The organism is Mycobacterium gordonae, from assembly GCF_001417955.2.
Taxonomy (GTDB): domain Bacteria; phylum Actinomycetota; class Actinomycetes; order Mycobacteriales; family Mycobacteriaceae; genus Mycobacterium; species Mycobacterium gordonae_B.
Window position 1 is genome coordinate 37,018 of sequence record NZ_LKTM01000179.1, and the last position, 25,530, is coordinate 62,547.

General features: G+C 68.1%; 26 protein-coding genes. 14 read left to right on the forward strand and 12 right to left on the reverse strand.

The annotated features are described in order from the left end of the window. Positions 1–2: 2 nt before the first annotated feature. Entirely contained in the window at positions 3–893 is an 891-nt protein-coding gene (locus AO501_RS14745; protein WP_055578424.1) for an inositol monophosphatase family protein, read from the forward strand. 6 nt (positions 894–899) lie between these two features. On the opposite strand, the gene cei is transcribed toward AO501_RS14745, so the two are convergent. After that, entirely contained in the window at positions 900–1,553 is a 654-nt protein-coding gene (cei, locus tag AO501_RS14750) for an envelope integrity protein Cei (protein ID WP_055578425.1), read from the reverse strand. Positions 1,554–1,744: 191 nt separating this feature from the next. Here cei and AO501_RS14755 point away from each other — a divergent pair, with 191 nt between their 5' ends. Continuing rightward, a complete protein-coding gene (locus AO501_RS14755) occupies positions 1,745–2,047 on the forward strand; it encodes a DUF4193 domain-containing protein (RefSeq protein ID WP_008258544.1) in 303 nt (100 codons plus the stop codon). A 15-nt stretch (positions 2,048–2,062) separates the two neighbouring features. On the opposite strand, the gene AO501_RS14760 is transcribed toward AO501_RS14755, so the two are convergent. Continuing rightward, on the reverse strand, positions 2,063–2,539 hold the full coding sequence (locus AO501_RS14760) for a DUF3093 domain-containing protein (RefSeq protein ID WP_055578426.1): 477 nt from the start codon (positions 2,537–2,539) through the stop codon (positions 2,063–2,065). A 25-nt stretch (positions 2,540–2,564) separates the two neighbouring features. Here AO501_RS14760 and dut point away from each other — a divergent pair, with 25 nt between their 5' ends. Both dut and AO501_RS14770 read left to right on the forward strand, forming a co-directional pair. Further along, positions 2,565–3,029, forward strand: coding sequence for a dUTP diphosphatase (gene dut, locus AO501_RS14765; protein WP_055578427.1), 465 nt, complete (start codon positions 2,565–2,567; stop codon positions 3,027–3,029). Positions 3,030–3,074: 45 nt separating this feature from the next. Continuing rightward, positions 3,075–3,851 carry a DUF3710 domain-containing protein gene (locus AO501_RS14770; protein ID WP_055578428.1) on the forward strand — a complete coding sequence of 259 codons (777 nt, stop codon included), beginning with the start codon at positions 3,075–3,077 and terminating at the stop codon, positions 3,849–3,851. On the opposite strand, the gene AO501_RS14775 is transcribed toward AO501_RS14770, so the two are convergent. After that, positions 3,848–4,549, reverse strand: coding sequence for a hypothetical protein (locus AO501_RS14775; RefSeq protein WP_055578429.1), 702 nt, complete (start codon positions 4,547–4,549; stop codon positions 3,848–3,850). The two genes, AO501_RS14770 and AO501_RS14775, sit on opposite strands and share 4 nt — an antisense overlap. A 155-nt stretch (positions 4,550–4,704) precedes the next feature. Between AO501_RS14775 and AO501_RS14780 the strand changes: the two genes are divergently transcribed. Then, positions 4,705–5,073 carry an OB-fold nucleic acid binding domain-containing protein gene (locus AO501_RS14780; protein ID WP_055578430.1) on the forward strand — a complete coding sequence of 123 codons (369 nt, stop codon included), beginning with the start codon at positions 4,705–4,707 and terminating at the stop codon, positions 5,071–5,073. A gap of 33 nt (positions 5,074–5,106) precedes the next feature. Further along, positions 5,107–5,769: a DUF3159 domain-containing protein gene (locus AO501_RS14785; RefSeq protein WP_055578431.1), complete on the forward strand. Its 663-nt coding sequence runs from the start codon at positions 5,107–5,109 to the stop codon at positions 5,767–5,769. Here the strand turns inward: AO501_RS14785 and AO501_RS14790 are convergent. Continuing rightward, on the reverse strand, positions 5,766–6,428 hold the full coding sequence (locus tag AO501_RS14790; protein WP_055578432.1) for a potassium channel family protein: 663 nt from the start codon (positions 6,426–6,428) through the stop codon (positions 5,766–5,768). The two genes, AO501_RS14785 and AO501_RS14790, sit on opposite strands and share 4 nt — an antisense overlap. Then, on the reverse strand, positions 6,425–7,096 hold the full coding sequence (locus AO501_RS14795; RefSeq protein ID WP_133435350.1) for a potassium channel family protein: 672 nt from the start codon (positions 7,094–7,096) through the stop codon (positions 6,425–6,427). The genes AO501_RS14790 and AO501_RS14795 overlap by 4 nt, the downstream gene beginning before the upstream one ends. A gap of 133 nt (positions 7,097–7,229) precedes the next feature. Here AO501_RS14795 and AO501_RS14800 point away from each other — a divergent pair, with 133 nt between their 5' ends. From AO501_RS14800 to dxs, 4 genes are all read left to right on the forward strand, one after another. Continuing rightward, entirely contained in the window at positions 7,230–9,227 is a 1,998-nt protein-coding gene (locus AO501_RS14800) for an APC family permease (protein WP_055578433.1), read from the forward strand. Beyond that, positions 9,224–10,420 (forward strand): class I SAM-dependent RNA methyltransferase, encoded by a 1,197-nt coding sequence (locus AO501_RS14805; protein WP_055578434.1) that lies wholly within the window; start codon positions 9,224–9,226, stop codon positions 10,418–10,420. The genes AO501_RS14800 and AO501_RS14805 overlap by 4 nt, the downstream gene beginning before the upstream one ends. Positions 10,421–10,518: 98 nt before the next feature. Then, entirely contained in the window at positions 10,519–11,982 is a 1,464-nt protein-coding gene (locus AO501_RS14810; protein ID WP_055578435.1) for a cation:proton antiporter, read from the forward strand. Positions 11,983–12,031: 49 nt separating this feature from the next. Next, complete coding sequence (gene dxs, locus AO501_RS14815; protein ID WP_055578436.1) at positions 12,032–13,948, forward strand: 1-deoxy-D-xylulose-5-phosphate synthase; 1,917 nt, start codon at positions 12,032–12,034, stop codon at positions 13,946–13,948. Here dxs and AO501_RS14820 read toward each other — a convergent pair. The 4 genes from AO501_RS14820 to AO501_RS14835 all read right to left on the reverse strand — a co-directional run bounded on the left by AO501_RS14820 (position 13,929) and on the right by AO501_RS14835 (position 18,212). Continuing rightward, positions 13,929–15,284: a cytochrome P450 gene (locus AO501_RS14820; RefSeq protein WP_082658637.1), complete on the reverse strand. Its 1,356-nt coding sequence runs from the start codon at positions 15,282–15,284 to the stop codon at positions 13,929–13,931. The genes dxs and AO501_RS14820 overlap by 20 nt on opposite strands. A gap of 170 nt (positions 15,285–15,454) precedes the next feature. Then, a complete protein-coding gene (locus AO501_RS14825) occupies positions 15,455–16,762 on the reverse strand; it encodes an HRDC domain-containing protein (protein ID WP_055578437.1) in 1,308 nt (435 codons plus the stop codon). A 1-nt stretch (position 16,763) separates the two neighbouring features. Next, positions 16,764–17,348, reverse strand: a complete 585-nt coding sequence (locus tag AO501_RS14830) for a DUF3000 domain-containing protein (RefSeq protein ID WP_055578463.1) — start codon at positions 17,346–17,348, stop codon at positions 16,764–16,766. Positions 17,349–17,405: 57 nt separating this feature from the next. Next, positions 17,406–18,212, reverse strand: coding sequence for an enoyl-CoA hydratase/isomerase family protein (locus AO501_RS14835; RefSeq protein ID WP_055578438.1), 807 nt, complete (start codon positions 18,210–18,212; stop codon positions 17,406–17,408). A gap of 58 nt (positions 18,213–18,270) precedes the next feature. Here AO501_RS14835 and hemE point away from each other — a divergent pair, with 58 nt between their 5' ends. The 4 genes from hemE to AO501_RS14855 are packed head-to-tail and all read left to right on the forward strand — an operon-like array spanning position 18,271 to position 22,113. Next, on the forward strand, positions 18,271–19,335 hold the full coding sequence (hemE, locus tag AO501_RS14840) for a uroporphyrinogen decarboxylase (RefSeq protein ID WP_055578439.1): 1,065 nt from the start codon (positions 18,271–18,273) through the stop codon (positions 19,333–19,335). Then, positions 19,332–20,666, forward strand: a complete 1,335-nt coding sequence (locus tag AO501_RS14845; protein ID WP_055578440.1) for a protoporphyrinogen oxidase — start codon at positions 19,332–19,334, stop codon at positions 20,664–20,666. Before hemE ends, AO501_RS14845 begins: the two co-directional genes overlap by 4 nt. Before the next feature lie 5 nt (positions 20,667–20,671). After that, entirely contained in the window at positions 20,672–21,367 is a 696-nt protein-coding gene (hemQ, locus tag AO501_RS14850; protein WP_055578441.1) for a hydrogen peroxide-dependent heme synthase, read from the forward strand. Next, a complete protein-coding gene (locus tag AO501_RS14855; protein WP_055578442.1) occupies positions 21,364–22,113 on the forward strand; it encodes a class I SAM-dependent methyltransferase in 750 nt (249 codons plus the stop codon). Before hemQ ends, AO501_RS14855 begins: the two co-directional genes overlap by 4 nt. 77 nt (positions 22,114–22,190) lie before the next feature. Here the strand turns inward: AO501_RS14855 and msrB are convergent, their stop codons facing one another. The 3 genes from msrB to AO501_RS14870 are packed head-to-tail and all read right to left on the reverse strand — an operon-like array spanning position 22,191 to position 25,508. Then, entirely contained in the window at positions 22,191–22,610 is a 420-nt protein-coding gene (msrB, locus tag AO501_RS14860; RefSeq protein ID WP_055578443.1) for a peptide-methionine (R)-S-oxide reductase MsrB, read from the reverse strand. Further along, positions 22,607–23,929, reverse strand: a complete 1,323-nt coding sequence (aftC, locus tag AO501_RS14865) for an arabinofuranan 3-O-arabinosyltransferase (RefSeq protein WP_055578444.1) — start codon at positions 23,927–23,929, stop codon at positions 22,607–22,609. The genes msrB and aftC overlap by 4 nt, the downstream gene beginning before the upstream one ends. A 22-nt stretch (positions 23,930–23,951) precedes the next feature. Beyond that, positions 23,952–25,508, reverse strand: coding sequence for an alpha/beta hydrolase (locus tag AO501_RS14870; protein ID WP_055578464.1), 1,557 nt, complete (start codon positions 25,506–25,508; stop codon positions 23,952–23,954). Positions 25,509–25,530: the final 22 nt, after the last annotated feature.

Genomic DNA, 25,530 nt, shown 5'->3' on the forward strand with positions numbered 1-25,530 from the left:
CGGTGACACGCCCCGACAAACCCGGTGCGGAGCCCGCGCGGCTGCGCGAAGTGGCCGTGACGGTCGCCACCGAGGCCGCCGCGTTCGTCCGGCGCCGGCGCGGCGAGGTGTTCGGCCCGAGCGCCGAAGTCGACCCCTCCCGCGGCAGCGACGCCGACACGGTGCGCGCCAAGACCACCCCGACCGATCCGGTGACGGTGGTCGACATCGATACCGAACAGTTGTTGCGGGACCGGCTGGCCGTACTGCGGCCGGGTGACCCCATCCTCGGTGAGGAGGGTGGCGGGCCTCGCGATTCGACGGCCGATTCCGCCGGCGCGGTCACCTGGGTGCTCGATCCCATCGACGGCACGGTGAACTTCGTCTACGGCATCCCGGCGTACGCGGTGTCGGTCGGCGCTCAGATCAACGGTGTGTCGGTGGCCGGTGCGGTGGCCGACGTCGTTGCCGGGCGGGTGTATTCGGCGGCCAGCGGGCTCGGGGCGCACGTCACCGACGGGCACGGAACTCGGCAACTCTGGTGCAACAACGTGGATGAGCTGTCAATGGCGTTGCTGGGCACCGGATTCGGATACTCGCCGACGCGCCGGGTCCGCCAGGCCGAGTTGGTGGCACGGATGCTGCCGGTGGTCCGCGATGTGCGCCGCATCGGTTCGGCGGCCCTGGACCTGTGCATGGTCGCGGCCGGGCACTTGGATGCGTATTACGAGCATGGCCTGCAGGTCTGGGATTGCGCGGCGGGCGCGCTGATCGCCGCGGAGGCCGGCGCGCGCGTGCTGCTACCGGCCCCGGACGCGGACGGGGCCGGCCTGGTGGTCGCCGCGGCGCCTGGCATCGCCGACGCGCTGCTTGCGGCCCTCGACGATGTCGGGGCGCTCGATCCGATTCAGTGACTGCGATCAGCAGCTGTTGGCGTGGATCTTCGCCAGCAGCGTGTGATCGGCGGGCTCGCTGGCCCCTGGACGCAGGGTTGCCAGTACGGCGTCGATGTCGTCGTTGTGCGCCAGGGAGCTGAAGTCGGTACCCAGCGCGAGATCGACGGAGTCGTCACCGCGGCTGTCGTGGAACAGTTCGGTGCACGGCGCCACCAGCCACAGCGCCGCGGCGGTGGCCTGGCCCGCGGTGCCGAACCGGATCTGCCCCTGACAGTTCAGCCGGGTGCCGGCGTAGATCGGGTCGTTGGCGGACGTGGGCTGCGCGAAGCCCAAATCCTGTAGCGCACCGGCGATGTCGCCGGCCTGGCCGCCTCGGCCGCTGGCATTGAGAACCCGCACCTTGGTGTCGCTGAGCTTGGCGGGCGTGACGTCGATCATTTCCGTCCGCGAGACCTGCTCGCCGAGCTTGGCGGGCGTTTCGGTCCCGGCCGCCTGTGGGGGAGGGTTGCACACCGCGACCTCGCGGACGTCCGCCGGCCGGGTCAAGGCGACGGTCCACACCACACCGGTCACCACCACGAGGAAAATGACGACGATGATGGCGGGGCGGGGATTGCGTCGCCGGAAGGGCCGACCGTGCTTGTCGAAGGCGGTACCCTCGGTGATGTGTGCAACCACACATGCACTCTAATCGCACCGTAATCGCACCGTTTAAGGCCAAGTACAAGGGCCATTCCATCGGTGTGACGCAAATCACATCCAATCCACCCGCATTACGGGCACGAATAGTTTGGTGCAAGCGTTCGACGCTGGTACAAAGCGTTCCTTGAGCTTATGAGGGCCCTGAGGGGATAAGGACGGGGAAGAAGATGCCTACCGACTACGACGCTCCGCGGCGTACCGAGACCGACGACGTCTCAGAAGATTCGCTGGAGGAGCTCAAAGCACGACGGAACGAGGCGGCGTCAGCCGTGGTCGACGTCGACGAGTCCGAGTCCGCCGAGAATTTCGAACTGCCTGGCGCCGACCTCTCGGGTGAAGAACTGTCGGTGCGCGTGGTTCCGAAGCAGGCCGACGAATTCACCTGCTCGAGTTGCTTTTTGGTGCAACATCGCAGCCGGCTGGCCAGCGAGAAGAACGGCGTGATGATCTGTACCGACTGCGCGGCCTGACCGCCGCGCTCTCAGTCAGCTTCGAAGCGCCGACAGCACTCGCTCCGGGTGCCGGCAGCTTACGAGCCAGTACGGCGTCGGGTCATCGGGATCATCGAGCACCAGCAACACCATCGGGCCGACCCAGGCCCGATGCAGGACGTAGGCCGCCGGGTCGAGCTGGCGGCCTAATGCCGCCGACTTCGCCGCACGCCCTATCTCCGCGGACCGGGAGACCACTGTGACCGGTAGATGCGCGTCACCGGCCCACAGTTCGACACCGCCGTCATCGGCGGTGACCCGTACCTCGACGCGGCCCAGCCACAGCAACACGGCGGTTGCGACCGCGAACAGGACTGCGAACGGAAGCCAACCAGGTAGCGAGCGGATGCCCAGGTCGACCTCGTACGCGATGACTGCGGCAAGCACGAAACCCAGCGGCCACCACCACCAGGGCACCCACAGCCGTTCGCGATATCGCACGCTTTGCGGCGCGATGCGCGTATCGGACACGCGGTCAAGGGTAGTCTGTGCCCCCGTGTCGACCAGTCTGGCCATCGTTCGTCTCGACCCCGGCCTTCCGATGCCCAGCCGGGCTCACGACGGCGACGCGGGCGTCGACCTTTTCAGCGCCGAAGACGTCGAACTCGCGCCTGGCCAGCGGGCTCTGGTGCCGACCGGCATCGCGATCGCCGTCCCGTTCGGCATGGTCGGGTTGATACACCCGCGTTCCGGACTGGCCTCGCGGGTAGGGCTGTCGATCGTCAACAGTCCCGGCACTATCGACGCAGGCTATCGTGGCGAAATCAAGGTCGCGCTGATCAACCTCGACCCCACCACCCCGATCGTGGTGCACCGCGGCGACCGCATCGCCCAACTGTTGGTGCAGCGGGTGGAACTGGTCGAATTGATGGAGGTTTCGTCGTTCGATGAGGCCGGGCTCGCCGAAACGTCCCGTGGCGAGGGTGGTCACGGTTCCTCCGGCGGGCACGCGAGTCTGTGAGCGCTGAGGACGAGGCGATGAGGGCGATGAGAAGGAGCTGCGCTGATGCCAGCATTCGGTAGACGCACACGCAAGGACGACAGCGCTTCGCAGCAGCGGCCGACCGATCCACCCGTCGAAGAAGGTGTGGGGGACGGCCCCGCCGACGGCGACGAGTCGCTCGAGGGTCCGTTCGACATCGAGGACTTCGACGATCCGGCGGACGCCGAAGTGGCCCGGCTCGATCTGGGCTCGGTCCTGATTCCCATGCCGGCGGCGGGCCAGGTGCAGGTCGAGCTGACCGAGACCGGAGTGCCCAGCGCGGTGTGGGTCGTCACGCCCAACGGACGGTTCACCATCGCTGCCTACGCCGCCCCCAAGACGGCGGGCCTGTGGCGTGAGGTGGCCGGTGAGCTCGCCGACTCGTTGCGGAAAGACTCGGCCACGGTCTCCATCAAGGACGGGCCCTGGGGCCGGGAAGTCGTGGGCAGTGCATCCGGTGTGGTGCGCTTCATCGGAGTCGACGGCTACCGCTGGATGATCCGCTGTGTGGTCAACGGACCGCACGAGACCGTCGAGGCCCTGACCGACGAGGCGCGCGAGGCCTTGGCGGACACGGTGGTTCGGCGTGGCGACACCCCGCTGCCGGTACGCACTCCGCTGCCGGTGCAGCTGCCCGAGCCGATGCTGCAGCAGCTGCGTGAGGCCGCGGCCGCGCAACAGGGCGCCGAGCAGACCCCCGAGCAGGCCCAGGCGCAACCCCCGTCGGACGAGCCGGCCGCGCGCCGCAGCACCGAAGGCTCGGCGATGCAGCAGTTGCGCAGCACCTCAACCGGCGGTTAGCCGGCGGCGTCCAGCGCTTCCAGGCAGGCTGCGCCCAAAGCGTCCGGGCGCGCACCGATCTCGTCCAGTGTCACCGTGCGCAGGGCAGCTCTGGGCGCATCGGTCGCCCACTCGACACCGACCTGCAAGGGGTGGATCGGGTCATCGACCGCGGCCGCCACGCCCAGCGGCGGGACCAGCCGCGTCAGCTCGGTGCGGCTCGGTGCGACGTACGCGGCGGCCTGTTCCATGGCATCCGGCAGCAGCGGCCACTGAGCCGCCCAGGACCGGGCCAGCTCGTCGGCGAGCCAGGGCGGGCTGGATGCCCGCATCTGCGCCGTCGTCGCGTCCAGCCCGTCGCGGCGCAACTGCAAAGCCGTGTAGTGCGCGGCCAGTGCCGCAGGCGCCGAGCCGGGGTCTCCGCTCCAGGCCGGCAGGGCCGCCAGTACGGCCACGGTGTGCTGCGGGTGGGCCAGCGCCCACGTCGCGGCGACGGCGGCGCCGATCGACACCCCACCGACCGCGATCGGGCCGGCACGTGCCGCCTCGTCGAGCGCGGCCACGTAACCGCCGACCAATCGGTGCGGTTGCGGCGCAGGTGTGACCAACACCGCACCGAGTTTGTGCAACGGGGCTGAAAAGGCCCGGTAGACGTAGTTTTCGTCGGATCCGGTGCCAGGCAGCAACACCGTTGTGACACCACGCAGATCGACCACCACCTCCCCATACTGCCCGGTACCGTGAAACACCCGAAGATCAGTGGTTTCATCCGTGTGGCATCAGGGAACCAACAGGTCTACGGTGACCGTTGGCATGGTGGAATGCTGATTTGAGGCATAGCTTTCTTAACGACGTCGAAGTGTCAGGAGTGGCCATGGGGGCCCAAGGGTATCTACGCCGGCTCACCCGTCGGTTGACGGAGGACCCGGAGCAACGCGACGTCGAAGAACTGTCCGACGAAGTCCTCAATACCGGCGCGCAGCGGGCAATCGACTGCCAGCGCGGCCAGGAGGTCACGATGGTGGGCACGCTGCGCAGTGTCGAGACGAACGGCAAGGGGTGCTCCGGCGGGGTTCGCGCGGAGTTGTTCGACGGCAGCGACACAGTCACGCTGGTGTGGCTGGGGCAGCGGCGCATCCCCGGCATCGAGTCGGGACGCACCCTGCGGGTGCGGGGCCGCATGGGCAAGATGGAGAACGGCACCAAGGCCATCTACAACCCCCACTACGAAATCCAGCGGTGACGATTTTCGTCACCATCGACACCCCGAATTCCCGTGAGCGATAACCGTTTCAGTGCCGAGCGCCTGCTGGCGCAGTCCGGTGGCGTGAGCGGGCTGATCTACTCCTCGTTGCCCGTACTTGTCTTCGTCATCGCATCCAGTGTCGCCGGCCTGCTGGCCGCGATCGGGAGCGCGTTGGCCGCGGCGGCCCTGGTTCTGCTCTGGCGGCTGTTCCGCCGGGACTCCTTGCAGCCGGCGCTGTCCGGGTTCTTCGGTGTCGCGGTGTGCGCGCTGATCGCCTACCTGGTCGGTCAGTCCAAGGGCTATTTCCTGCTGGGCATCTGGATGTCGTTGTTCTGGGCCGTGGTGTTCGCCGCCTCGATCGTGATCCGTCGCCCGGTGGTCGGCTATCTGTGGAGCTGGGCCAGCGGTCGCGACAACGGGTGGCGCGCGGTGCCGCGGGCCGTCTACGCGTTCGACATCGCGACGACGTGCTGGACCGTGGTGTTCGTCGCCCGTTTCGGCGTCCAGGGGCATCTCTACGAGCTCGGCAAGACCGGCTGGCTGGGCGTGACCCGGATCGCGATGGGATGGCCCCTGACCGCGCTGGCCGCCCTGGTGACCTACGGGGCCATCAAGGCCGTGCTGCGGGCCCTGCCCGCGGTGGAGAGCCCAGTGGTGGCGGCCGAGATCGACGGCGAGGCAGTACGCGACTAGCTGGTCGGCAGCAGCAGCCGGCGCAGTTCCTCTTCGGCCTCGGTGACCGCGACGAACAGCAACTCGTCGCCGCCTTCGAGCGGTTCGTCGCCCTCCGGGACGATCACCCGCGGACCCCGCAGGATGGTCACCAGCGACACATCGCGCGGCAACTGCAGTTTGCGTACCGGCTTGCCGCCCCAGGGCGTGTCGTCGGGCAGGGTGATCTCGACCAGGTTGGCCTGACCCTTGCGGAACTCCATCAGCCGCACCAGGTCGCCCACGGCCACGGCTTCCTCGATCAGCGAGGCCAGCATGCGCGGTGTGGACACCGCCACGTCGACCCCCCATGCGTCGGTGAACAACCACTCGTTGCGGGGGTCATTGACCCGGGCCACCACCCGCGGCACCGCGAACTCCGTCTTGGCCAGCAGGCTGAGCACCACGTTCACCTTGTCGTCGCCGGTCGCCGCGACCACGACGTCGAAATCCTCGAGGTGCATGTGTTCGAGCAGGCTCAACTCGCAGGCATCGCCCAACAGCCAGTGCGCCGCGGGGATGGCGTCGGTGTCGACGTGGTCGGCGTTGCGCTCGATCAGGGTGACGTCGTGCTTGTTGGCGACGAGCTCCCGGGTGACCGAGCGCCCGACCGCGCCCGCGCCGGCGACAGCTACCTTCATTTGTCCAAGTCCTCGCTCGGCGGCAGCGCCGCGATGGCCACAGCTTCAGCGGCGCGGCCGGAGATGGCGGCGACATAGACCTGGTCGCCGGCCTGCAGCACGGTCTTGGGTTCGGGCAGGATGCCGGTGCCGAAGCGGATCAGAAACGCCACGCGCGCGCCGGTGGCCTGCTCCAGATCGGTGGCGCGGTGTCCCACCCAGTCTTCGTGCAGCACCACCTGCGCCACCGCGACGGTGCCCGTCGGATCTCGCCATTTGGCCGTCTCGGTCTCCTGCGTCAAGGCATTCAACAGGCGATCGGTGGTCCAGGGCACGGTGGCGATCGTCGGGATGCCCAGGCGTTCGTAGACCTCGGCGCGCTTGGCGTCATAGATTCGCGCGACCACGCGCCGCACGCCGAAGGTCTCCCGGGCCAGCCGCGCCGAGATGATGTTGGAGTTGTCTCCGGAGGACACCGCGGCGAACGCGTCGGCGCCTTCGATGCCGGCCCGCAGCAGCACGTCGCGGTCGAATCCCTGACCGAGCACGCGGTCGCCGTCGAACTCGGGGCTGAGCCGGTTGAAAGCCGCGCTGTCGCGGTCGATGACCGACACGTCATGGCCGATTCGGTACAGTCCGTCTGCCACCGAAGAACCGACCCGGCCGCACCCCATCACAACCACCTTCACTCGGAGGTCCTTTCGGTTGTGTCCTGCGCGTCATTGTGATCGGCAACCTACGCTGGCGGGCCGATTTCGGTCGTGAGAATTCTCGCGTACGGAACGCTACCGCCAAAGCCGAGTGGGCTTACTCTTGGCTCTCGTGTCCAAACTTTCAACCGCTGCGCGCCGGCTGCTGATCGGACGGCCTTTTCGCAGCGACCGGCTGGCCCACACGCTGCTGCCAAAGCGCATCGCCCTGCCGGTGTTTGCCTCCGACGCCCTGTCCTCGGTGGCCTATGCCCCCGAAGAGGTCTTCCTGATGCTCTCGATCGGCGGCCTGGCGGCCTACGCGCTGTCGCCGTGGATCGGGCTGGCGGTGGCCGCGGTGATGCTGGTGGTGGTGGCCAGCTACCGGCAGAACGTGCACGCCTACCCCTCCGGCGGAGGCGACTACGAGGTGGTGACGACCAATCTCGGCCCCAACGCCGGCCTAACGGTGGCCAGTGCGCTGATGGTGGATTACGTTCTCACCGTTGCCGTTTCGACCGCTTCGGCGATGTCGAACATCGGCTCGGCGGTGCCCATCGTGGCGCACCACAAGGTGTGGTTCTGTGTGGCCGCGATCCTGTTGGTGACGGCGATGAATCTGCGCGGCGTCCGGGAATCCGGGCTGGCGTTCGCGATCCCCACCTACGGCTTCATCATCGGGGTGACCGGCATGATCGGCTGGGGACTCTTCCGCATCTTTGTGCTGGGAAACCCGCTGCGAGCGGAGTCAGCCGGCTTCCAGATGCATTCCGAGCACGGGAAGATCGTCGGTTTCGCGCTGGTGTTCCTGATGGCGCGGGCGTTCTCCTCGGGCTGCGCGGCGCTCACCGGTGTCGAGGCCATCAGCAACGGGGTGCCGGCGTTCGAGAAACCGAAGTCGAAGAACGCTGCCACCACCCTGCTGATGCTGGGTGCCATCGCCGTCACCCTGCTGATGGGGATCATCGTGCTGGCCAAGAAGATCGGGGTTCAGCTGGTCAGCGACCCCGCGACGCAACTGGCCGGAGCGCCGGCGGGCTACTACCAGAAGACGCTGGTCACTCAGCTGGCCGAGACCGTCTTCGGCAGCTTCCACATCGGGTTCGTGCTGATCACCGCGGTGACGGCGTTGATCCTGGTGCTGGCGGCCAACACCGCGTTCAACGGATTCCCGGTGCTCGGTTCGGTGCTGGCCCAGCACAGCTACCTGCCCCGCCAGTTCCACACGCGCGGCGACCGATTGGCGTTCTCCAACGGGATCGCGTTCCTGTCCCTGTCGGCGCTCCTCGCCATCATCGCGTTCCGCGCTGAACTGAGCGCCCTGATCCAGCTCTACATCGTCGGCGTGTTCATTTCGTTCACGCTGAGTCAGATTGGCATGGTGCGGCACTGGACCCGGCTGCTGCGCACCGAAACCGATCCGGCGGCGCGGCGGCGGATGCATCGTTCGCGGATCGTCAACACGGTCGGGTTGCTCGCGACCGGTGCGGTGTTGCTGGTCGTCATGGTCACCAAATTCCTGGCCGGCGCCTGGATCGCCCTGGTCGCCATGACGCTGCTGTTCGCACTGATGAAGCTGATCCGCCGCCACTACGACGGCGTCACCCGCGAGTTGGCCGAGCAGGCCGCCGAGCACGGCGACGAAATAGTGCTGCCCAGCCGCAATCACGCCCTGGTGCTGGTGTCGAAGCTGCATCTGCCCACGCTGCGTGCCCTGGCCTATGCCCGTGCGACCCGTCCGGACGTGTTGGAAGCCGTCACGGTGAGCGTCGATGACGCCGAAACCCGCGAGCTCAAGCATGAATGGGAAGAGAGCGACATCAGCGTCCCGTTGAAGGTGATCGCCTCCCCGTACCGCGAAATCACCCGGCCGGTACTTGATTACGTCAAGCGGGTCAGCAAGGAATCGCCGCGCACGGTGGTGACGGTGTTCATCCCGGAGTACGTGGTGGGTCGCTGGTGGGAACAGTTGCTGCACAACCAGAGTGCACTGCGACTCAAAGGGCGCCTGTTGTTCATGCCGGGTGTCATGGTCACATCGGTGCCCTGGCAGCTGACGTCCTCGGAACGGATCAAGACGCTGCAGCCGCGTGTCGCGCCCGGGGACGCCCGACGGGGCATATTCGATTGAGCCTCGAATCCGCCGGCGGGGAACTGACTTTGGTCACGGGCGCCCCCGCCAATGGCGGCAGCTGCATCGCGCATCACGAGGGCCGGGTGGTCTTCGTCCGCTATGCGCTGCCCGGGGAGAAGGTACGGGTGCGGGTCACCGCCGACCGCGGATCCTATTGGCACGCAGAGGTTGTCGAGGTGCTTCAGGCGTCGGAAGACCGCACGGATTCACTGTGCCCGATCGCGGGCGCGGACGGTGCCGGATGCTGCGACCTGGCCTTCGCAGCGCCCGCGGCGGCACGTGACCTCAAGGCGCAGGTGGTGGCCAACCAGCTGGACCGGCTGGGCGGACACAGCTGGTCGGGGATCGCTGAAACGCTGTCGGCCGACGGGCCGACCGGCTGGCGCACCCGGGTTCGCCTCGAGGTCGGATCCGACGGCCGCCCCGGGTTTCATCGCTACCACAGCGACGAGTTGGTTACCGATCTGCGCTGCGGACAGTTGCCGGCCGGGATGCTCGACGGGCTGTCCGGCACCGAGTGGCCGGCCGGTGCGCACCTGCACGTGGTCCTCGACGACGACGGTGAGCGGCACGTGCTGCGTACAGCCCGGCAGGGTAAGCGCACGGTGTCGAAGGTGATCGAAGGCGACTATCACGCCGTGCAGCGGGTGGGTACGCGCAGCTGGCGAGTACCGGTGACGGGGTTCTGGCAGTCGCATCGCGAAGGGGCGCGGGTGTACAGCGAACTGGTTGCGGACTGGGCCCAACCGGCGTCCGGGGCGACGGCCTGGGACCTCTATGGCGGAGCCGGGGTCTTCGCCGCCGTGCTCGGCGCCGCGGTGGGGGAGTCGGGCCGGGTGCTGACCGTAGACACGGCGCGCAGCGCGTCGGGGGCGGCACGTGCCGCCCTGGCCGACCTGCCGCAGGTCGAGGTCGTCACGGATTCGGTGCGACGGACGCTGGCCGGGCAGGACAGGGGTGCCGACGTCGCGGTGCTGGACCCGCCGCGCACCGGCGCCGGTCGCGAGGTGATCGATCTGCTGGCCGCCGCCGGTGTGCCGCGGGTGGTGCACATCGGTTGTGAGGCAGCATCTTTCGCCCGCGATATCGGGTTGTACCGCGGGCACGGCTACACCGTCGGGGAGATCAGGGTGTTCGACGCTTTCCCGCTGACCCATCACGTCGAGTGCGTCGCGTTGCTGACCCGATAGTCCGGACGTCGCGACAGGCTAGACTCCTTCGCGGTGTGCCGGGAAGTCTGGTCGGCGATGTCTTGTTGTCGAACCGAAAGGCTTGAGCGGTTGCTGTCGTGAGCGAGACTGCCCGTTACGCACTGATCGTCTTGTTCACCAGCGCCGTCGGATTGATCGCGGTCCTCGCGAACCGGCTCACCGAGCGGGTGAAGATCCCGGTGCCGCTGCTGGTGCTGGTCGGAGCCGCCGTGGCGGTGCACGCGGTGCCGGTGGTGCAGCCGCCCTCCGAGCGGACGGTGGAGCGGGTGCTGACCATCGCGCTGGTGCTGGTGTTGTTCGACGGCGGGATGCACATCGGTCCCGCGCGGTTCCGCGCAGCGGCCGGTCCCATCCTGTCCGTCGGGGTGCTGGGCACCGCGCTCACCGCCGCCGGGGCGGCGCTGATGTTGCATTACGCGTGCGGAATCAATTGGTACGCCGCGGTTCTGGTGGCTACCGCGGTGGCTCCCACCGATCCGGCCGTGGTCTTCTCCGTGCTGGGCAAACGCGAGATCTCCGGTCGCAGCAGCACCATCCTGGAGGGTGAGTCCGGCGCCAACGACCCGGTCGGCATCTCGCTGATGGCCAGCCTGATCGCCGCGGGTGGTCTCAGCGCGGCCGGGTTCGCCGGTGTGGGAACGCAATTCGTGCTGCAGATGGCGATCGGTGGGGCCGTCGGAGTGCTCGGCGGCCGGGCCCTGCTCGTGTTCATGCGCCGCGTGGCCCTGCCCAGCGAGGGCCTCTACCCGCTGCGGACACTGGCCTCGGCGCTGATGATGTACGGCATCGCCACGCTCGCGCACGGCTCGGGGTTTCTGGCGGTGTTCGTCGCGGGCATCGTGATCGGCGACGCGCGCGCCCCGTACAAGCCGGAGATCAAGCGGTTCCACGCCGCGCTGGCGGGGCTGGCCGAGATCATTGCCTTCACCGTGCTCGGGCTGACCGTCGACATCGGCGTGCTCGCCCACCCGGATGTCTGGATTCCCGGGCTGATCCTGGGCGTGGGCCTGACCGCTCTGATCCGGCCGTTGGCAGTGAGCGCGTGCCTGATGCCGGTGCGACTGGAGCGCAACGAGCGCAGCTTCATCCTGTTCGCCGGCCTCAAGGGGGCGGTGCCGATCCTGCTCGGCGAGTTCCTGCGGGCCGCCCATATCGCCGAGGCCGAACGGTTGTACGGCATCGTGGTCGTCGTCGTCATCTTCTCCGTTCTGGTGCAGGGCAGCTCGGTGCCCGGCGTGGCGAGGCTGTTGCGGTTGCCGATGCGGACCGTTGAGACGCAGCCGTGGGAGATCGGGGTCCGGCTCGCCGACGAACCCCACGGCGTCCACCGCTTCACGGTCGCCCAGGGCTCCACCGCGCAGGGATGCACGGTCGAGGGGCTCGGTGACCAGGTCGGTGACATCTGGGTGAGCATCGTGGTGCGCACCACCGGTGTGGTGCCGGTGCGCGGCGACACCGAACTGCAGGCCGGCGACGAGGTCGTCGTCCTGGCGGATCCCGAACTGCATGACACGCTCGCCGAACTGTTCGGTGCCTCATAGGGCGGCCGCTCGCCCTGCTGCGGTTGCGCGCGCTGCGTAGACTGGCCAGATGCTGGAACAGATCCGCGGGCCCGCCGATCTGCAGCACCTTTCGCAACAGCAGCTCCGCGACTTGGCACAAGAGATCCGCGAGTTCCTGATCCACAAGGTTGCTGCCACCGGAGGACACCTCGGCCCCAACCTCGGTGTCGTCGAACTGACCCTCGCCTTGCACCGGGTGTTCGACTCGCCGCACGACCCGATCATCTTCGACACCGGTCATCAGGCCTATGTGCACAAGATGCTGACCGGTCGCGCCCACGAGTTCGAGACACTGCGCAAGAAGGGCGGCCTGTCGGGATACCCGTCCCGCGCCGAGAGTGAGCACGACTGGGTTGAATCCAGCCATGCCAGCGCGGCGCTGTCGTATGCGGACGGCCTGGCCAAGGCGTTCGAACTCACCGGACACCGCAACCGGCACGTGGTCGCGGTGGTCGGGGACGGCGCGCTCACCGGCGGCATGTGCTGGGAGGCGCTGAACAACATCGCCGGCTCACAACGTCCGGTGATCATCGTCGTCAACGACAACGGACGCAGCTACGCGCCGACGATCGGCGGGGTGGCCGACCACCTGGCCACCCTGCGATTGCAGCCGGCCTACGAGCGACTCCTGGAGCGGGGCCGCAACGCAATGCAGGCGGTGCCGGTGGTCGGCGAGGTCGCCTACCACTTCATGCACAGCGTCAAGGCCGGCATCAAGGACTCCCTGTCGCCGCAGCTGCTGTTCACCGACCTCGGCCTGAAGTACGTCGGTCCGGTCGACGGCCACGACGAGCGGGCGGTGGAGGTCGCGCTGCGCAGTGCCCGCGGCTTCGGCGCCCCGGTGATCGTGCACGTCGTCACTCGCAAGGGGATGGGATACGGCCCGGCCGAGGCCGACGAGGCCGAGCAGATGCACTCCACGGTGCCGATCGACCCGATCACCGGCGTGGCCACCAAGGTGGCGGGCCCGGGCTGGACGTCGACATTCGCCGAGGCGCTGATCGACGTCGGTCGAAAGCGCCGCGACATCGTGGCCATCACCGCGGCGATGCCCGGACCGACCGGGCTCTCGGCGTTCGGCGAGGTGTTTCCCGACCGGTTGTTCGACGTCGGCATCGCCGAGCAGCATGCGATGACGTCGGCGGCCGGGCTGGCGATGGGCGGAATGCACCCGGTGGTCGCGATCTACTCGACATTCCTGAACCGGGCCTTCGACCAGATCATGATGGATGTGGCGTTGCACAAGCTGCCCGTCACCATGGTGCTCGACCGCGCCGGGGTCACCGGCAACGACGGCGCCAGCCACAACGGCACGTGGGACCTGTCGATCCTGGGAGTGGTGCCCGGCATGCGCGTGGCAGCGCCCCGCGACGCCACCCGGCTGCGCGAGGAACTCGGCGAGGCGCTCGACGTCAATGACGGCCCCACTGCTTTGCGTTTCCCCAAAGGCGATGTAGGCGAAGACATTCCGGCGTTGGAGCGACGCGACGGGGTGGACGTGATGGCGGTGCCGGCCGCGGGCTTGAACACCGACGTGTTACTGGTGGCGGTCGGCGCGTTCGCCTCGATGGCCCTGGCCGTCGCGAAGCGTCTGCTCGACCAGGGGATCGGTGTGACCGTCATCGACCCGCGCTGGGTGCTGCCGGTGCCCGGCGCGGTGCGCGAGCTGGCGGTGCAGCACAAGCTGCTGGTCACCTTGGAGGACAACGGGTTGGCCGGAGGTGTGGGCTCGGCGGTATCGGCCGCGCTGCGGGCAGCCGACATCGACATCCCCTGCCGCGACGTCGGGCTCCCGCAGCAGTTCTACGAGCACGCGTCGCGTGGTGAGGTGCTCGCCGAGCTGGGGCTCACCGACCAGGATGTGGCCCGGCGGATCACGGGTTGGGTTGCGGCGCTGGGGACTTCACCGGTGGAGCAGTCCGCGATCAGCGAGCAGCTGGACTAGCGCGTTCGGCGATCTCCACGGTCAGCCCGGGCCAGGGCCGCAGCGCCGCGATGTTGTGAGCCCGGATATGCTGCGGCGGCAAACGCAGGGTCGTCCTCCCGACCAGTCGGGCGAGCATCACCATCATCTGAGTGATCGCGATGGACGAGCCGATGCATCGATGCAGCCCACGGCCGAACGGGATGAACTCGTACGGTGTCGGTTTGCGATAGTCGGGTGCGGCAGAATCCCAACGTTCGGGACGGAATTCCCATGGTTCGGGCCAAAGCTCGGGAAGCCGGTGGGTGACGTAGGCGCTGAAAATCAGGCGCTGGCCGGCCCGGATCGGGTGCCCCTCGAACCGCAAGTCACGCTTCACTTTTCGTGCCGAGTTCGTCGTGCACAGCCGCACTGTCTCGTGCACGACGCCGTTGAGATAGGTCAGGTCCCTGAGGGTGGCCGGGGTTGGTGGCCGGCCGTTCAGTACCCGACGCACCTCGGCGGCGGCGGCGTCCCAGGCGCCTGGAACCGTCAGCAATGCGTAGATCGCCCACGCGAGAGCCCCGCTGGTGACCTCGTAGCCGTCTGCGATCAGTGAGACGATCATGTCCCGAATCTCGTTGTCGCTCAGTGATTCACAGCGATCAGCGCGACCACTGATCAACGTCGTCAGCATGCGGTCGTCGGCTCTGGGCCGCAGGCGGGAGTCGGCTATCACCGCGTCGACGAGTTCATCGATGCGTTCTCGCGAGGCTTTTGCCCGGCGCGCGAATGGTGACCCGAGCCACCGATGCAGCCGTCTCCTGCTCGGATTGAGATTTGTAAGGTCGATCAGCGGCTGCAGCTGTTCACCGAGGTAGTCGGCGTGGACCGCGATACGCGGACCGAACAGGCACTCGGCGGTGTTGCGCCGGATCACCGAGCGAAATTGCTGGAAGATGTCGACTCGCGTCCCCGGCAGCCAGGCATCGATCACGGCGTCGGTGTTGACAGCCATTGTCTGCACATAGTCTCCGACCCGCCTGTGCTGCAGTGCCGGAAGCGCGAAGCCACGCCGCCGGCGATGGTCGTCGCCATCGCTGACGATCAGCGCCGTCGGGCCGTCTACTGGGATCAACTCCTCGAACGCTTCCCTCCAACTGAACGCGTCGGAATTGGTGAAGACGAACTCGTTGGCTGCGGCGCCTAGCAGGATCACCGTGTCGCGACGACGGACGTTGATCACGGGGCCCCGTTGCCGGTACAGCGTCAGCAACGCCTCGCACGGCGGAAACGCACATAGCCGAGGATGTTCCGCCACGTTGACCTCCTCAGGAGCGTCGGTCAGCGAAAGGCTATCGCTGCCGATCACGGACATGTTAAGCTCCGTTATACGAATCAACAAGATTCGAAATGCGGATCGCAACGGCTAGGACTAACGATGGATCACGAACTTCTGTTTTTCGAGGACGAGGCGGCGTACACCATGCCGCAAGCCACCTTCAACGCCTACAACTGCGAGTAACGGTCCAGGTCAGGAGACGTGCGTCAGTCGGTTTCGGCGCCGGACTGCGGGGCCTGGGTCACCGCGGCGGCCAGCGCCGGGACGACGAGTTCGCGCTGCCACGGCCGTGCGTGACCCGCGCGCAGGTATTCGTCGGTGATGGCGACCGGGTCGCTGCCGCCTGCGGCGAGCGCCTCCCAGTCCCAGCACAGCCGTCGCACCAGATCCGGCGCGATCAGGTTCTCCGTTGGGATTCTGACTTGCTCGGACAAGGCGCCCAGCGCCGCTCGGGCGACTTCCAGCCGGGCGGCGGCGTCGGGCTTGCGCCGACTCCAGCGCGCGGGTGGAGGCGGTCCGGCGGATTGCTCCGCGACGTCCGGCAGGTCCGGATTCTGCCGGGCGGCCTCCAGCGCCGCCAACCACATCGGCGCGCTGCGCCGCTGATTGCGTCCGCCGAACACGGGCAGTGCCACCAGTTCGTCGATCGAAGTCGGGTTGGCCAGGGCGGCGTCGATGATGGCCGAATCCGGCAGGATGCGGCGCGGCGCGATGTCGCGGCGTTGCGCGATCCGGTCGCGGGTGGTCCACAGTTCGCGGACCGCGGCCAGTGCCCGGCGGTCGTGCACCTTGTGGATGCCCGACGTGCGACGCCAGCGGTCGCGCCGGGTGGGTACCGCGGCCGAACGCTCCTCGGAGGTCCGCAGATGTTCGAATTCCTGTGCGGCCCAATCCGTTTTACCTTGCTCGGCCAACACCTGGGCGATCGCTTCACGCAGCTCGATGAGCAGTTCCACGTCCAGCGCGGCGTAGTTGAGCCAGGCCGACGGTAACGGCCGCTTGGACCAGTCGGCGGCGCCGTGCCCCTTGGCCAGGCCCTGGCCCAGCAGCCGCTCGACCATGGTCGCCAGATTGACCCGGTCGAAGCCGGCCAGCCGGCCGGCCAGTTCGGTGTCGTACAACGCCGGCGGGCGCATCCCGACCTCGGCCAGGCAGGGCAGGTCCTGGTCGGCGGAGTGCAGGATCCATTCGTCCTGGCCGAGTACGTCGGCCACCGGCCGCAACACGTCCAGTGGGTCCCCGCCGTGGCTGACCGGGTCGATCAGCACGGTGCCCGCGCCGGACCGGCGAACCTGGATCAGATAGGCCCGGTTGGAGTAGCGGAAGCCCGAGGCCCGTTCGGCGTCCACGGCGAACGGGCCTCGGCCGCGGTCGAGTTGTTCGGCCGCCGCGGCGATGTCGCTGGCGTACACGGACAGGTTCGGCATGCCGTCGGCCGGTTGCAGGAGCAGCGGAACTTCGGGCTCCGTGCTGCCCGGCGGATCGGTCTCCGCCGGAGACGGGTCGGGGCACATGTCAGGCGCGTGACCGTGAACTCAGGTCGGTGACACCAGCCGGCGGCAGACCCGCGGCGTGTTCGAGGACGTCGCAGAACGCCTCGACGTGGCTGCCCACATCCGGGGTGGTGGCGGTCCACGATGCGCGTAGCTCCAGCTGGTGGGCGCGCGGCGGACCGGAGATGTCGCCGTAGCGCACCGACGTGGTGGCGGTGACCGTCCCGCCCAGGGCGGTCATGTGTTTGGTGTGCGAGTCCAGCGCCTCGGCCAGCCAGCTCCACGCGACTTCCGGCAGCAGGGGATCGATGGCCTCGTGCGAGTCCAGGTCCGCCTGAATGTAGGCGACGAGACGGATCGTGCCGTCCCAGGCGTCGGAGCCCTCGGGGTCGTAGAGCAGGATGAGCCTGCCGAACGCGTCACCCTCGGACCGCTCGGGAATGATTTCCAGGTCCGGGTGCTTGACCTCGGCGCCCAGCGCGTAGCTGAACGGCGCCAGCCGCTGGGGCGGGCGGATGGGGCCGAGCTCGATCTCGGGCCGCACGGTGACACCGTTCATCGCCGCGACCGCTTCGCGGAATGGCTCGGGTTCGACGGCTGATGTCATGAATTTCGACGGTAGACCCATCGGCCGACACGCGCGCACAGGCGCGCCGAATCAGGCTCAGCTCTGCGGACGGCCGTCAAACCGGGCGGGGCGCTTCTCGCGATGTGCGGCCAGCCCTTCGCGCACGTCAGGGCCGCTGAAGCCGATGAATTCCAGGCCGAGCGAGGTCTCGAAGGCGGGGGCGAACATGCGATACCAGTGGTTGAGGCTGTGCTTGGTCCACCGGATCGCGTGCTGCGCGCCGGCGGCCAGATTCTCGGCCACGCGGGTTGCGATGGCCAGCACGTCGTCGTCGTCGACGCAGGTCGAGACCAGGCCGATCCGCTCGGCCTCTTCGCCGGAGAGCGTCTCGCAGGTCAGCAGGTAGTACTTGGCCTTGGCCATCCCGACCAGCAGCGGCCAGCAGATCGCGGCGTGATCGCCGGCGGCGACGCCCAGCTTGGTGTGCCCGTCGATGATCTTGGCAGTCCGTCCCGCCACCGAGATGTCGGCCAGCAGCGCCACCACCAGCCCGGCGCCCACGGCAGGCCCCCGGATCGCCGACACCACCGGCTTGTCGAAATTGACCAGGTTGAGCACCAGGTCGCGGGCCTCGCGCATGATGCGGATGCGGCCCTCGTAGTCGCCGATCGTCTCGTCGATCAGGTCGAAGCTGCCGCCGGAGGAGAACGCCTTGCCCTCGCCGCGGACCAGGACGACGTTGACGTCGGGGTCGCGGTTGATCACCGGCCAGATGTCGGCCAGGTCGCGGTGCATCTGGGGTCCGACCGAGTTCAGTCCGGGGGCGTCGAGCACCAGGTTGAGGATTCCGTTGTCGCCGCGTTCGCAGCGCAGACTGGGAAAGTCGTCATAAGTTGCGGGCATCCCGGCTGATGTTACGCAGCGGTGGCGGCGGCTTTCGCTTCTGGCAGCATTGAGCGCGATGAACACAACCCGTCGCGACCTCCCCTCGTCGCCCTATCTGGCCGCGGTAGCCGGCCGCAAACCCAGCCGGGTGCCGGTGTGGTTCATGCGGCAGGCCGGCCGTTCGCTGCCCGAGTACCGGGCGCTGCGCAAACAGCACAGCATGCTGGCCGCGTGCTTCGAGCCGGAGGTGGCCTGCGAGATCACCCTGCAGCCGGTGCGCCGCTACGGCGTGGACGCCGCGATCCTGTTCTCCGACATCGTGGTACCGCTGCGTGCCGCCGGGGTGGATCTGGACATCGTTCCCGACGTAGGCCCGGTGATCGCCGATCCGATCCGCACCGCGGCCGACGTCGACGCCATGAAACCTCTTGACATGCAAGCGGTTCAGCCGGTGCTGGACACCGTCGGGCTGTTGGTGGCCGCCCTCGGTGACGTGCCGTTGATCGGGTTCGCCGGTGCGCCGTTCACGCTCGCCTCATACCTGGTCGAGGGCGGGCCCAGCCGCAACCACGCCCGAACCAAGGCGATGATGCTGGCCGAGACGGACACGTGGCACGCGCTGCTGACGAAACTGACCGACCTCACCATCGCGTTCCTGCGCGGTCAGATCGAGGCCGGGGTCGACGCGATCCAGATGTTCGATTCGTGGGCGGGGACGCTGTCGCTGGCCGACTACCGGCAGTATGTGCTGCCGCACAGCTCCCGCGTTTTCGCCACGCTGGCCGAACACGGCGTGCCGATGACGCATTTCGGCGTCGGCACCGCCGAATTATTGGGTGCCATGTCAGAGGCGGTGCAGCCCGGAGGTGCCCGCGTTGTCGGCGTCGACTGGCGGACCTCGCTGACCGACGCCGCGAGCCGGGTCGTTCCCGGCACGGCGCTGCAGGGAAACCTTGACCCGGTGGTGGTGCTGGCGGGCTGGGAGGTGGCCCAACGCGCCGCGCGCTCGGTCGTCGAAGACGGGCGTCGCGCCGTCGACGCCGGGGCGGCCGGGCACGTCTTCAACCTGGGACACGGAGTGCTGCCGGAAACCGATCCCGGCGTGCTGACCGAGCTGGTGGCGCTGGTCCAGTCGCTATGACCCGCTCGTATTGTGTTGTGGGCGGTGGTATTTCGGGATTGACAGCGGCTTATCGCCTGCGGGTTGCGGTCGGCGACGAGGCCAGCATCACATTGTTCGACCCGGCCGATCGCCTCGGTGGCATCCTGCGCACCGAGGTGGTCGGTGGCCAGGACATGGACCTGGGTGCCGAGGCGTTCGTGGCCCGCCGGCCCGAGATGCCGGCGCTGCTGGCCGAGTTGGGGCTTTCGCACCTGCAACGCGCCACCACCGGTGTGCGTCCCCTGATCTACAGCGGCCGGCAGCTGCACGCTCTGCCGTCGGACACCGTGGCCGGGATCCCGTCGTCGGCCGCGTCGGTGAGCGGACTGGTGGACGACGAGACGCTGGCACGCATCGAGGCGGAACCGCAGCGGCCGCTGGACTGGACACCCGGCAGCGATCCCGCGGTGGGTGAGCTGGTGGCCGACAGGTTCGGAGAGCAGGTGGTCACTCGCTCGGTGGAGCCGCTGCTGGCGGGGGTCTATGCGGGCTCGGCGGCGACGATCGGACTGCGGGCGGCGGTGCCCACCGTGGCGGCGGCCCTGGACCGCGGCGCCGCCAGCCTCACCGACGCTGTCCTGCACTGCCTGCCGCCGGCCGGCGGGGGAGCGGTCTTCGGGGCGTTGCAGGGCGGCTATCAGGTGCTGCTCGACGAACTCGTGGCACGCAGCCGAATTCGCTGGGTGCGGGCCGGGATTCGGACCCTGGAGCCGGGCTGGACCTTGCACGACGAGGCCGGCGCCAGCTGGTCCGCGGACGCGGTGGTCCTCGCGGTTCCGGCGGCACAGCTGGCCCGCCTGGTCGCGACGATCGCGCCCCGCACGTCGGCGGCCGCCGGCCGTATCGTGACCGCGTCGGCGGCGGTGGTGGCACTCGCGGTGCCGGCGGACACCGCCTTCCCACAGTCCTCCGGCGTGCTGGTGGCGAGCGGAGAAGCGTTGCACGCCAAAGCGATAACGTTGTCGTCGCGCAAATGGGGTGGCGGTGGCGACGTGCAGTTGCTGCGGCTGTCGTACGGGCGGTTCGGCGACGACATCGCGGCCACGACCCCTGACGATGAACTGCTGGCCTGGGCCCGCCAAGACATCGCCGACGTGTTCGGGCTGACCGTCGACCCGGTCGACGCCCGCGTGCAGCGCTGGATCGAAGCGATGCCGCAGTACGGTCCTGGGCATGCGGAGCTGATCGCCGAGCTGCGCGCCGGCCTGCCCCCGGCGCTCGCCGTCGCGGGCAGTTACCTGGACGGGATCGGTGTGCCGGCCTGTGTCGGGGCGGCCGGGCGGGCGGTCACCGGCCTGGTGGCACCATAGGAGTCATGGCACGCCTGGACTTCGACGCCCTCAACGCAACCATCCGCTACCTGATGTTCTCGGTGTTCTCGGTGCGGCCCGGCGAGCTGGGCGACCGGCGCGACGCCATCATCGACGAGACCGCCACCTTCCTCAAGCAGCAGGAAGAGGCCGGCGTGGTCGTTCGCGGCCTCTACGACGTGGCCGGCCTGCGTGCGGACGCCGACTTCATGATCTGGACGCACGCCGAACGAATCGAGGCCCTGCAGGCGACGTACGCCGACTTCCGGCGCACCACCACGCTGGGCCGGGCGTGCACACCGGTGTGGAGCAGTGTGGCGCTGCACCGTCCCGCGGAGTTCAACAAGAGCCACATCCCGGCTTTCCTGGCCGGCGAGGAGCCCGGTAACTACATCTGCGTCTATCCCTTTGTGCGGTCGTATGAGTGGTACCTGCTGCCCGACGACGAACGACGGCGAATGCTCGCCGAGCACGGGATGGCGGCGCGCGAGTACAAGGACGTCCGCGCCAACACGGTGCCCGCCTTCGCGCTGGGCGACTACGAGTGGCTGTTGGCGTTCGAGGCGCCCGAGCTGTATCGCATCGTCGACCTGATGCGAGAACTGCGTGCCACCGACGCACGCCGGCACACCCGAGAGGAGACGCCGTTCTATACCGGGCCACGGGTGGGCGTCGAGCAGTTGGTGAACGCGCTGCCGTGACGGCATTCGATCCCACCGACGCGGCCCGTTTCGAGGAGAGTTACCGCGACGAGCGGGTGGTGCGTGGCCTGCCCGCCGCCACGCCGTGGGACATCGGCGGCCCGCAGCCCGTCGTCCAGCAACTCGTTGCGGTGGGGGCGGTGCGGGGTGAGGTGCTCGATCCCGGAACGGGGCCCGGTCACCACGCTATTCACTATGCGTCGCAAGGCCTTTCGGCGACGGGCATCGACGGGTCGGCCACCGCGATCGAACGCGCCCGGGACAACGCCGCGAAGGCCGGCGTATCGGTCGATTTCCGGGTCGCCGACGCCACCAAGCTCGAGGGCCTCGACGGCCGGTTCGACACCGTCGTGGACTGTGCGTTCTATCACACCTTCATCACCGCGCCGGAGTTGCAGAAGTCCTATGTGCAAGCACTGCACCGGGCGACTCGTCCGGGTGCGCGGTTGTTCATGTTCGAGTTCGGCGTGGGTGAGGTCAACGGCTTCAAGATGTTGCGGTCGGTGTCTGCCGACAACTTACGGGAGGTTCTTCCGCTGGGCGGCTGGGAGATCACCTACCTGGGGCCGACCACCTACCAGATCAACGTCAGCCCCGAATCGATCGAGCTGACCGCCGCGCGTAACCCGGACATGGCCGCTGAGGTGGAAACCATGCTGGCGCAGTACCGGGCGATGGAGCCGTGGCTGGCCAGTGGGCGCGTGCACGCGCCGTTCTGGGAAGTGCACGCGACACGCGTGGACTGATCAGCCGTCGAGTGTGACTTCTGCGACGCGACACGCCGGCGGAGCGTCGTTGCATTCACAGCCGGCGCGGTGAAGCGTCAGGACTCGTCGGGGACCAGCGTCAGCGAAATGGAGTTGATGCAGTAGCGCAGATCGGTGGGCGTCGGGTAGCCCTCGCCGGCGAACACGTGACCCAGATGGCTGTGGCAGTTCGCGCACAGCACCTCGGTGCGGGTGGTGCCCATCGAATGGTCAGGACGCAGCACCACAGCGTCCGAACTCGACGGGTCAAAGAACGACGGCCATCCGCAGTGCGAGTCGAATTTCTCTGTGCTGCGGAACAATTCGGCACCGCACGCGCGACAGTTGTAGACGCCCTTGGTCTTGGTGTCGGTGTACCTGCCGACGAACGGCCGCTCGGTTCCGGCGCGCCGCAGCACGTCGAACTCCTGCGGGTTGAGTTTCTTGCGCCACTCGTCGTCGGAAAGTTGCAGTTTCGGGCGCGCGAGTTCAGTCATCGCTTCTCCTCATCGCTGGCTTCTGCCCCCACGCTAGCGCGCTCGGCCGGCAGCCACGTCGGGTCGATCCCGTCGTCCAATCGGTTCTCTGCCTTCGCGTCCAGATAGCGGAAGTAGAGCACCGTGAACGTCACGATCAGTACCAGAGACCAACCGTAGGTGATCTTGAGGTATTCCAGGGCCCGTCCCCACCGCATCCAGTTGAAGAGCAGCCAGCGGTCCAGCGTCATGAAACCGTAGATTCCCAGCCACGCCGGCCAGTTGCGGATCACCGAGTTGGGCAGCACGACCGTCATCAGGAACGGGAACAACATCATCGAGTAGTAGCCCTGTGCCAGCGACATCACCAGCCACGACCACAGCAACAGCACCCCGGACGATGTGGTGAACCAGAACAGCGGGTCTCGGGTGCGGTAGTAGCGGTACAGCAGCCACAGCGCGCCGATCGCGATCGCGGTGAATAGCAGCCGCAGCGCGATGATCAGCCAGAAAGGCAGGCCGAAATAGACACCGTTGCCCTCGATCGAGCTGTTGAAGTAGTCGCGGGTGCCCAGGATGTAGGGCACCGTCCGGGTGAAGAAGTCCATCGGGTGGGGCACCAGGGGGATCGCGGCGAGGTTGGCGACCAGGGGGACCAGGAACGCCATCGCCAGCGCCCGCCACTGGCGGTTGAGCAACGGCAGCAACAACAGCGGACCCAGCAGCGGTTTGAGCACCAGCGTCAGCCCGATCGCCAGTCCGGCCCACCACTGGCGGCTGGCCCTGCCGTCGAGCAGCCACTTCAGGAACAGCACCTCCAGCAGCAGGATGCAGCCGTTGATGTTGGTGAACACCAGAGTGTTGGTGACGGTCTCGGTGCAGAACATCGCCAGGATGAGGGCGGGTGCGGCCACCGAGGACAAGGTGAAGTTGAACATCCGCAGCAACAGGTAGGCGGCGACCAGGATGGCGACGGTGTTGATCGAGATGAACAGGTAGCGCGACGGCGCGAACGGCAGGTAGCCGAAGGGCGCCATCAGCAGCGTGCCGCCCGGCGGATACAGGTAGTGCGGGTCGACGTAGTCGAAATGCTCGTTGTAGATGTCCCAGCCGTGCCGGAAGTTCAGCACCGCCCGGTAGACCGGCTTGAAGTCGTCGGTGATGTTGCCGTTGGTGGTGAGCACGATGCTGCGGTGCAGTACCGACAGAATGGCCGCGGGCCACAACACCGCCCGCAGCACGGATGCCGTGGTCGATGGGCCGGGACGAAATGCGGCCTGCACCGATGCGCGTAAGCCGGTTCTGGTCGAGTCAGCTGCCGTCACCAGCGCACCGTACACCGGCGCGCGAGATGTCGAGTCGTCAGGCAGGGCAGTACGTGTCGGTTCCCGGAAGCTTGCCGGAGTCCAGGTAGCCGACCAGTGGGGGAACCGCGCACGACGAATAAATGCTGGCCCCGTGGCCGATGCCCTGCCACATCACCCGCTTGCTGGCGGCGTTGGCGTTGATGACGGTGGCTGCGGTCGCGGCGACGCCCTCGTTGCCCGCGATCGGGTCGTTCTGCACACCCAGCAGCAGCACGTCGATCTTGAGGTCTTTCGGCGCCTGCGGGGTCGAACCGGTGGGCCAGTGCACGCATTTGACCAGGTTCAGCGCTGCGACCGCACCGAACTGGGGGTAGAGCTTGCCCCAGGCGACCACCAATTCGCGCACCCGGTCCGGGGTGGGCCGGTTCACCGCGTCGCTGCAGCCGTTGACGAATTGGCCGTCGCTGTCGCGGATGCTCTCGGCGCGGTTGATCAGATTGTTGAGCTGGTTCTCGTCACCGGATCGGGCGGCCGCGAGGGCGTTCGCCAGACTGACGGTGGTGTTGACCCGGTCGCCGGTCGGAAAGCCCAGGGCGGTGCTGATCGCGTTGGCGATCGAGGCTACCGACGCGCGCACGCCCTTGCTCGTCTTGGCGTCGGTCAGCAACGCGCTGACCGCACCCTTGGGATCGGGACCCAGCGCACAGTTCACCGCCACACACTGTGCCGCGAACGCATCCAGCGCGGCCTGTTCGCCCTTGACCTGTTGTTCGGCCGCGGCTTCGGCGCTGGCGCCGATGGCGACGGGCGAATCGACGATCAGCCTGGCGACCTTGTCGGGACGGGAGCCGGCATAGGTGAGTGCGAGCTGGGCGCCGTTACCGATCCCGACCAGCGCTACCGCAGGCACATCCCAGAGGTTGCGCAAGCGCTCGATGTCGGAGGCCGCGTGCGCGTTGTCGTACGCGGAATCACCCGGCGCAATGGCGTCGGTGCAATTGGTGGTCGCGGTGTTGGAGATCTCGGAGAGGTTGGCCACCGGGTCGTCGCCGGTCTGGAACTGAGCCTGATCACGCATGTTGTCGCGGTCGAGGCGGTCGCGGCAGTCGATCGGGCTCGACATCCCGAGACCGCGGCGGTCGATGGCCACGATCGGGTGGCTGTCCAGCACATCCGCGCCGGCACGGGACAACCACACCGGTAGCTGGGTGGACGACGCGATGTCAGAACCGGTGGTGAAGACCAGCGGGCCGGCGTCCTTCGGCGTCTTCGCTGATTTGGCGCGCACCACACCGATGCTCACCGACCCTGACCCACCGTTGACCGGATCCAGGTCGGCGTCGAAGGTGGCGCAGTCCAGCTTGACGTCCGGGGCGCCCGGGACGCCCGCGTCGGCATTGACCTTGGAGGTGCAGTCACGCCAGGACAGGTCGTTCTTCGGTGCCGCGATCGGCGGGGGACCGCTGGGCGGCGGTTTGGTGGTGGCCGCGCCCTGCGGCCGGGCACCGGAGTCGGTGGCGAAGCGCGGATCGGCGCCGAACACCGGAATGCAGCCGGCGAGAACTGTCGTCGCAGCCAGCAGGATCGTGGCGGACGTGAGGTGCCGACGCATGCCGACCACAGTAGCGGGAAGC

Excerpts from the sequence above, each read along its gene's own strand:
- hemE (WP_055578439.1), top strand. The coding sequence starts at position 18,271 with ATGAACACAACCCGTCGCGACCTCCCCTCGTCGCCCTATCTGGCCGCG.
- AO501_RS14830 (WP_055578463.1), bottom strand. The coding sequence starts at position 17,348 with ATGACATCAGCCGTCGAACCCGAGCCATTCCGCGAAGCGGTCGCGGCG.
- AO501_RS14780 (WP_055578430.1), top strand. The coding sequence starts at position 4,705 with ATGGGGGCCCAAGGGTATCTACGCCGGCTCACCCGTCGGTTGACGGAG.
- AO501_RS14755 (WP_008258544.1), top strand. The coding sequence starts at position 1,745 with ATGCCTACCGACTACGACGCTCCGCGGCGTACCGAGACCGACGACGTC.
- AO501_RS14770 (WP_055578428.1), top strand. The coding sequence starts at position 3,075 with ATGCCAGCATTCGGTAGACGCACACGCAAGGACGACAGCGCTTCGCAG.
- AO501_RS14790 (WP_055578432.1), bottom strand. The coding sequence starts at position 6,428 with ATGAAGGTAGCTGTCGCCGGCGCGGGCGCGGTCGGGCGCTCGGTCACC.
- msrB (WP_055578443.1), bottom strand. The coding sequence starts at position 22,610 with ATGACTGAACTCGCGCGCCCGAAACTGCAACTTTCCGACGACGAGTGG.
- AO501_RS14820 (WP_082658637.1), bottom strand. The coding sequence starts at position 15,284 with ATGTCCGTGATCGGCAGCGATAGCCTTTCGCTGACCGACGCTCCTGAG.
- AO501_RS14825 (WP_055578437.1), bottom strand. The coding sequence starts at position 16,762 with ATGTGCCCCGACCCGTCTCCGGCGGAGACCGATCCGCCGGGCAGCACG.
- hemQ (WP_055578441.1), top strand. The coding sequence starts at position 20,672 with ATGGCACGCCTGGACTTCGACGCCCTCAACGCAACCATCCGCTACCTG.
- AO501_RS14870 (WP_055578464.1), bottom strand. The coding sequence starts at position 25,508 with ATGCGTCGGCACCTCACGTCCGCCACGATCCTGCTGGCTGCGACGACA.
- AO501_RS14845 (WP_055578440.1), top strand. The coding sequence starts at position 19,332 with ATGACCCGCTCGTATTGTGTTGTGGGCGGTGGTATTTCGGGATTGACA.
- AO501_RS14835 (WP_055578438.1), bottom strand. The coding sequence starts at position 18,212 with ATGCCCGCAACTTATGACGACTTTCCCAGTCTGCGCTGCGAACGCGGC.
- dxs (WP_055578436.1), top strand. The coding sequence starts at position 12,032 with ATGCTGGAACAGATCCGCGGGCCCGCCGATCTGCAGCACCTTTCGCAA.